The sequence below is a fragment of the Nocardia sp. NPDC049737 genome (assembly GCF_040674755.1).
Lineage (GTDB): Bacteria > Actinomycetota > Actinomycetes > Mycobacteriales > Mycobacteriaceae > Nocardia.
Map to the genome: position 1 here is coordinate 22,038 of NZ_JBFANH010000056.1, position 7,518 is coordinate 29,555.

General features: G+C 66.0%; 5 protein-coding genes. 4 read left to right on the forward strand and 1 reads right to left on the reverse strand.

Features of this window, described 5'->3' with window-relative positions; all coding sequences use genetic code 11:
- Nucleotides 1-16: 16 nt before the first annotated feature.
- Nucleotides 17-1,900 (reverse strand): FAD-dependent monooxygenase, encoded by a 1,884-nt coding sequence (locus AB0J47_RS40145; protein ID WP_364359251.1) that lies wholly within the window; start codon nt 1,898-1,900, stop codon nt 17-19.
- A gap of 597 nt (nt 1,901-2,497) precedes the next feature.
- Between AB0J47_RS40145 and AB0J47_RS40150 the strand changes: the two genes are divergently transcribed.
- From AB0J47_RS40150 to AB0J47_RS40165, 4 genes are all read left to right on the forward strand, one after another.
- Entirely contained in the window at nt 2,498-3,703 is a 1,206-nt protein-coding gene (locus AB0J47_RS40150; protein WP_364359254.1) for a cytochrome P450, read from the forward strand.
- A gap of 241 nt (nt 3,704-3,944) precedes the next feature.
- Complete coding sequence (locus AB0J47_RS40155; protein WP_364359257.1) at nt 3,945-5,537, forward strand: acyl-CoA synthetase; 1,593 nt, start codon at nt 3,945-3,947, stop codon at nt 5,535-5,537.
- Nucleotides 5,538-5,828: 291 nt separating this feature from the next.
- A complete protein-coding gene (locus tag AB0J47_RS40160; RefSeq protein ID WP_329406716.1) occupies nt 5,829-6,785 on the forward strand; it encodes a PDR/VanB family oxidoreductase in 957 nt (318 codons plus the stop codon).
- Nucleotides 6,786-6,836: 51 nt separating this feature from the next.
- A complete protein-coding gene (locus AB0J47_RS40165; protein WP_329406719.1) occupies nt 6,837-7,073 on the forward strand; it encodes a hypothetical protein in 237 nt (78 codons plus the stop codon).
- Nucleotides 7,074-7,518: the final 445 nt, after the last annotated feature.

Below are 7,518 nucleotides of genomic sequence, written 5' to 3' on the forward strand. Positions count from 1 at the left end.
TTCCTCCTGATAGGCCTCATTCGAGGACAGTGAACAAGCGCGGATCATGTGCGGACCCCACTCGAAGTGCCTCACCGGCATCGGTGATCCCGGCCAGGTCGCGACGGACTCCTACCAGGGCCGACACGGGGCGTACCAGTAGCCGCAGAGCGGCGGCCAGCTCGGTGGCGGGATCGGCGGGAACCGTCGCGACGCGCCATGCGACGTGCCGATCCGGGCGCACGAGCAGGGCCCCGTCTGGGGCGGTGCCGCGCACGGACGTCCACGCCCCCGACGGGTCGGCCAGTGCGCCGCCCACCTCGACGAGGGTGAGCCGGACCCCGTCGACGGTCTCGGCCGCACGCCGCCAAGCCGCCGCGTGCGCCACATCGACGAACAGTGTCATCCCCTCGGGCGCCACGAGATCCGATGTGGAGACTCGCTGACCATCTCGGTCCAGCCAGACATGCGGAATGTGGTGCCCCGGCCTCGCCGTCGGGTGGAACTCGGTCGCGGAATCGTGCCCAGGGGGTGGCGGCGTGCCGTCGGGGATGACAGCACCAGCCTCGTAGGCGAACCCGGCTTCGATATTGAGCTGGCCGTAGTCCTCCGCGTTATGCGCCACCGCCGACTCCGCGGCGACTCGCCGCCGCGCACCCTCAGGCGTATCGGCGGCCCATACAGCGATCTGCGCCCAGCCTTCCTCTTCCGACTGCCCCTTCACCAGGCCCAGTGCGGCGGCCACCGGCGCGTGCCGTCCCGCGTTGCGCAGCGAGTGCTCCACGTTCCGAGCCGCGACCGGCATCCGTTCGCTCTCGTAGCTGTCCAGCAGCGTCTCGTCGGCCTCACCCTTCAGGACCGCCGCGACCTTCCACGCCAGATTCGTCACGTCACCGATCGCGGTGTTCAATCCCAGGCCCCCGGTAGGGGGATGGCGGTGCGCGGCATCGCCGACCAGGAACACCGGGCCGACCCGGAAACGGTCGGCGACCACACCCTCGAACTGCCAGTGACTGATCGCGTGCACGTCGATATCCAGGTCGGGAAGGCCGAGGATGCCCCGTGCCTGCCGGAGGATCGCGTCCGTGTCGTGCGCCGTCGGGTCGCCGATGCGGTACGTCATGCTCAGCGACCATTCCGGCGACTGCGCACCCCACCGGCCCGGGCCGAGCGCCAGCAGCGCCCCGGCGAAACTCCCCTGACCGGACGGTGAGACGAAGTAGGTGAGCAGCGCCTCCGGGTCGGCGTAGGAGGAGAGGTCGGCGGCGAAGTACACGCTGACGACATCCAGGAGAGCCCGCGGCCCGGTGACCCCGACACCCAGCAGCCCCGCACACGTCCGCCCACCGTCGGCGGCGATCACGAAACGGGCGCGGACCCGGTACGAGCGGCCGCTGTCACGGTCGACGACCGTCGCCGTCGCGCCGGTGTCGTCGAGGTCCAAGCCGATGAGTTCCTGCTGCGATCGGACTTGCCCCGGCCAGGCGCGCGCAGCATGGTCGGCGAGGATCATGTCGAGCCGCAACTGGGGCAGATTCGCGAACCTCCGTGGGCTCGCGGCGGCGTAACGAGCCGCGTCCTTTCCACCGCCCCATGCCGGGACCTCGCCGACCTTGCGGCCGTGCAAGGGGCTTGGGCCGGCGAGCGAGGTGTACCAGGCGCACTTGTGCCATTGATCCTCGGGCGGCGACTCCTGGTAGACCTGCTCGGCCACTCCCACGTCATGGAATGTCTCCATCGTACGAACGTTGAGCAAGTGGGCCCGCGGAAAGTGGGCCGTGAAGGCGCGCCGCTCCACCAGTAGACCATCAATCCCGCGTCTGGCCAGCTCCAGCGCGGCCGTGAGCCCGGCCGGGCCTCCGCCGACGATCAGGACCGGGACGTCGAGGTCGGCGCCACCCTGCGCCACGGGTTGGTTCATCTGCATCCTCCGGTGACAGCTGCATATTCATAGGCAAGATTGGTAGCCAATATGCCGCCTAGAGACTATCTGCGCAAGAGGTCGACGAAAACAAATTTGCCCATCTACCCGGATAATCCGCCAGCAGAGGCGAGCCGGACCGAATCGATCAACTCTTGACTCGTCCAATTGGCTCCAATATTGTCTTCCAATATCGGTGACTTGAATCACCAGATGAGTCGGGCGGCCCCTCGGTGCGGCCCGTCCCCAACCCGAGGAGGGGTAGATGGCGATGTCGCCATTCGTACGAGATTCCCCAAACCGCGCTACGTCGCGCTGCCGAGAGATCTCGGCGCGACGATCGAGTTCCGCGGTGTCCTCCGGCACGGCATGGTCGCGACCCCTGATTCCGACGAGCCTCTCCCGCAGAGGAGGATCCGACCGAACTCTCCAGTCCGCCGCCGGAGCCGATGGCCCAGCGTGCTCGGCCGTTTCGCGTACCCGCCGGCTACCACCGGCCGAGTACGCGGTCTTCGCCGACTGATCCTCGACACCCCAGCGGCAAGATCCCGAAGAACGAACTGCGCCGACCAATACGGAATCGGCCGAGGAGTCATGATGAAAACCAGCTTCCGGATGGATGACGTACCGACACTCGACATCGACCCGTACGACCACGATGTTCTTCGTGAGCCGCACGAGTTCCATGAGCGGCTCCGTGAGGCGGGGCCGTTGGTGTGGCTTCCCCGATACGGAGTCTATGCGTGCGGCAGGTTCGACCAGGTGCACGCCGGCCTGCGGCAGTGGCAGGATCTGATATCCAGTGCAGGAGTCGGACTCGGGGACCTGAGAAGCGGTCAGTACTGGCGCACACCGAGTGTGCTGATCGAGGCCGATCCGCCCGCCCACACGCCGCGCCGCGCGGTGGTCAACAAGATCCTGTCCCAGCGAGCATTGCGGAACTTGCAGGAGGACTTCACGATAGCTGCGAACCGAATGGTCGACGAACTCCTCGAGCGTGGGACCGTCGACGCGGTAGCAGAACTGGCCGAGGCGTTCCCGCTGACCGTGTTCCCGGCAGCAGTCGGACTCGGTGAGCAGGTCCGGCCACACCTGCTCGTCTACGGCGACCTCGTCTTCAACAGCGGCGGACCCGAGAACGACCTGTTTGCCAACGCGATGGCAAAAGCACCCGAGGCCATAGCAGCCATCACACAACAAACCCGCAGGGAGACTTTGCGGCCAGGTGGGCTCGGCGCGCAGATCTGGGATGCCGTCGACCGCGGCGAGCTTCCCGAAGACGAGGCGCCCCTGCTCGTCCGCTCGCTGCTCACCGCGGGTGTTGACACGACCGTCGCAGCTATCGCGGCGGCGATCCACTGCCTGGCCACCAATCCGGAGCAGTGGCAGCTACTCAAGCAGGAGCCGACGCGCGCACGTATGGCGTTCGAGGAGGCGATCCGGTTCGAGTCACCTGTCCAAACCTTCTACCGCACAGCGGTGTCCGACACCGACATCGCCGGCGTCACAGTACCGGCTGATGCGAAGGTGCTGCTCCAACTCGCCGCGGCCAACCGCGACCCTCGCCGATTCGACCAACCGCACCGCTACGACCTGAACCGGCGAGTCTCCGGCCACGTCGGTTTCGGTATGGGCATGCACCAGTGTGTGGGGCAACACCTAGCGCGGATGGAGGGCGAGGCCGTGCTGTCGGCACTTGCGACGAAAGTCGGCGCGGTTGAACTCGCCGGGACACCGACCCGACGGCTGAACAACACCCTCCGGTCCTGGGAACGAATCCCGGTGCACCTCACGCCGGCCTGAAGTGCCGTGTGCCATCAGTTACGAATCCTCCATTCAGCCACTGGCCCGCCGCCCATATCCCGTAGCCCATGGCCCGGGCGGAGATGCCGTGACGGACCTGAACGCGCGTACCAACTCATGGTCGGACAAGTGGCCGTTCCGGTCCCTGCCCGCCGAGCTCGCCGACGTGATGCGCACCGACACGGCCTCCGCGGACTCCCCATCGTCAGCACGTTATCTCCACCTCCAGGAAGGAATCCCGATGACCAGCGACGCCGTTACCCAGGCCCGCCAGCACTCCGTGGGCGATCTGTTGCGCCGGACCGCGTCGCGTTATCCGGCCAAAGTCGCCGTCATCGACGGGGAGCGATCCATGACGTACGCGGAGTTCGACGCGAGCGTAACCCGGTGTGCGCACGCGTTGGCCGACCGCGGGCTGGGCAAGGGCGACCGATTGGCGTTGCTGTCGCACAACTGCCGGCACTACGTAGTGCTGGCCTTCGCGACCGCTCGCCTCGGCGCAGTGCTCGTGCCCATCAACTTCATGCTCGGCGCGGAGGAAGTGGCCTATATTCTGTCCCACTCCGGAGCGAGCGGCCTGGTCACCGAAGACACCCTCGCCCCGATCGCGGAGAAGGCTATCGCTGCTGCGGGCCTCACCGGCGGAATCCGTGGCTGGATCGGGTTGTCCCCGACAGCAGCGACCGGCGAGTGGGAGAACATCGATAGCTGGATCGACACCGGCGACCCGGCCCCGGTCGAAGTCCTGGTCGCCGACGACGATCCGCTGCGGCTCATGTACACCTCCGGCACCGAATCCCGGCCCAAAGGCGTCATGCTGTCCAGCCGCTCGCTGATCGCCCAGTATGTGTCCTGCGCCATCGACGGCGGGATGAGCGCCGACGACATCGAAGTGCATGCGCTGCCGATGTACCACTGTGCCCAGTTGGACTGTTTCTTCTCCGTCGACGTCTATCTCGGCGCCACCAGCATCATCCTGCCTGGGCCGGAACCGGCCGCGCTGCTGGCGACCATCGAGCGGGAAAAGGCAACAAAGCTGTTCTGCCCACCGACGGTCTGGATCTCCCTGCTACGTCATCCCGACTTCGACTCGACGGATCTGTCCAGCCTGCGCAAGGGCTACTACGGCGCCTCCCCCATGCCGGTGGAGGTACTGCGGGAGCTGCGAGAGCGCCTGCCCGAAGTTCGTCTGTGGAATTTCTACGGCCAGACGGAGATGGCGCCGGTCGCCACGATCCTTCGCCCGCATGAGCAGTTGGAGCGTGCGGGCAGTGCCGGCAAGGCCGCAATCAACGTCGAGACAATGGTCGTCGACGACGGTGGTAACCCGGTGCCGCCCGGTGAGATCGGGGAGATCGTCCACCGCAGCCCGCACGCCGCGCTCGGCTACTACCGCGACGAGGCCAGAACCGCCGAGGCCTTTCGCGGTGGCTGGTTCCACTCAGGCGATCTGGGCCTCATAACCGAGGACGGCTATCTGTCCGTTGTGGACCGTAAGAAGGACATGATCAAAACCGGCGGCGAGAACGTCGCGTCTCGCGAGGTCGAGGAGGCCATCTACCAGCTTGACGGTGTCGCCGAGGTCGCCGTTTTCGGAATCAACCACCCTCGATGGATCGAAGCCGTCACCGCGGTGATCGTCCCCAAACCCGGTAGCACACTCACCGTTGACCGGGTCGACGCCCACGCGCGCAAACTCCTGGCAGGCTACAAGCGACCGAAATACGTGGTGCTCGTGGAGCAGCTGCCCAAGAACCCCAGCGGCAAGATCCTCAAGAAAGATCTGAGGACCGCCTATGCGGGACTGGCCAAGGGCCATCATGACACCCGATAGGTTCCGCTCAACCCGAATGCCTGTGGCCGTAGCGCTGCAGGTGCTCGCGATGCGCACTGGTCAACCGCCGCACAAGGAACTTTCCCAGCCCCTGCGTAGACAACCCCGAGACCCAAACTTCATCCACAAGCGGACTCTCACCAGGTACATCCTGACGGGATCGGGGCACTACCCAGCTCTGGAATCGAACTCCACGCAGTCATACCGGTCCATGCTGGACTGGGTCGGCTCGGTACTCAGCCGCGGACGCCGCTCGCCAGTTTCGCATCGCAGCCACCAAGGAATCGCATCGTGAACACCCCCTCTCGAGCCGAGTTAGCGCTCGTCGTCGCGGATCGCCGTGAGGCCGCAAACGAGGTCGTCACGCTCATCCTCGAGCACCCCGCGCGCCGCGACCTGTCGGCATGGGCGCCAGGTGCCCACATAGACCTCGTGCTGCCTGACAAGACGACACGCCAGTACTCCCTCTGCGGCGACATCGCCGACAGGACGCACTGGCGGGTCGCCGTACTCCGAGAACCCGATGGGCGCGGCGGCTCGGCCTATATCCATGACAAGCTCGATCTCGGCGATACCGTGCGGGTACGCGGTCCGCGCAACCACTTCGCGCTCGAGCCCGCGCGCCGCTACCGGTTCATCGCCGGGGGCATCGGAATCACCCCGATCCTGCCGATGCTGGCAGCCGTGACCACTGCCGGTGTCGAGTGGACACTCACCTACGGCGGCCGCGCGCGCGAATCGATGGCGTTCCTCGACGAACTCGCCACCTATGGTGACCGCGTGACGATCCATCCCCAGGACGAGGGCGGCTTGCTCGACCTCGATGCCCTGCTCGCCGACCCGGACGAAGATACGCTCGTTTACTGTTGCGGCCCAGGATCGCTGCTCGACGCAGTCGAGCAGCGCTGCTCCACATGGCCGCGTGGAGCATTGCACGTGGAGCGGTTCACACCCAGGGAGCAGGGTGCGCCTGTTCTCTCCAGTTCCTTCGAGGTCGAACTCGCCACCACCGGGACAATTTTGACTGTCCCGCCCGACCGCTCGATCCTCGACGTCATCGAGGACGTCGGCGTCCAGGTACTCTCGTCCTGCCAGGAAGGAACGTGCGGAACGTGCGAAACCCGCGTTCTCGCAGGAACCGTCGACCACCGTGATTCCTTGCTCACCGACGAGGAGAAGGCCGCCAACGACACCATGCTCATCTGCGTCTCACGTGCCGCCTGTCCCCGACTCGTCCTCGACCTATGACACCGTGATCCCATCACGTGCTCGCCAACCCCAGCGACCCCGAGTGCGGAGATGCTGCTGCACATCGGGGCCTACGCCGGTGTGCCCGCCGCCAACGTTGCGTTCGCGATCGGGCAGCAGGTGCTGGCCGAGGACCAGCCATCCGATCCACAAGGCCGTGGTCTGTCTCACCCGATGCTCCTCGGCGTAAGCCGCCGCGGCAGCGCCCGTCCACTGCGCGCTCTGCACGCGCTGAAATCTTTGCTGCTACTACGTATTACGACGGTCCGAGCTTGCCGCTCATCGTGAGAATCTACCGAGTCGCCCCACATCTACTCCCCGCACAGTCGATGATGGCACGGTCTAGCGAGTCTCGCGGCGGTTCAGCGGGGTGGGCGGAGGAACTTCAGGGCGCCCACCCGAAAACCGCAGTTCATCCAGTTCCCATGTTCGATACGCCCCGCCCGGGGCACGAACCTGCGGCAACCGGACCAGAACCGTCACGCCATCGCTATTTGCCGATGACCAGCAGTTTTCGGTGTCGTAGGAGGTTGGCGTACTGGTCGATACCCCCTCCGGACACCAGTGTCAGCGGCCATGAAATCCTGGCTGGCCATTGACACACCAGTGCTAACCACACAGGGGTTAGTACTGCAACTGGTGCGCCCAGAGATCAGGAGGTGATCGTTTTGCGGTCATGACCTGTGTCGGAAGCTCGTCGTCGCCTGCCGGTGTGAGTCCGGTCCGGGTAGCT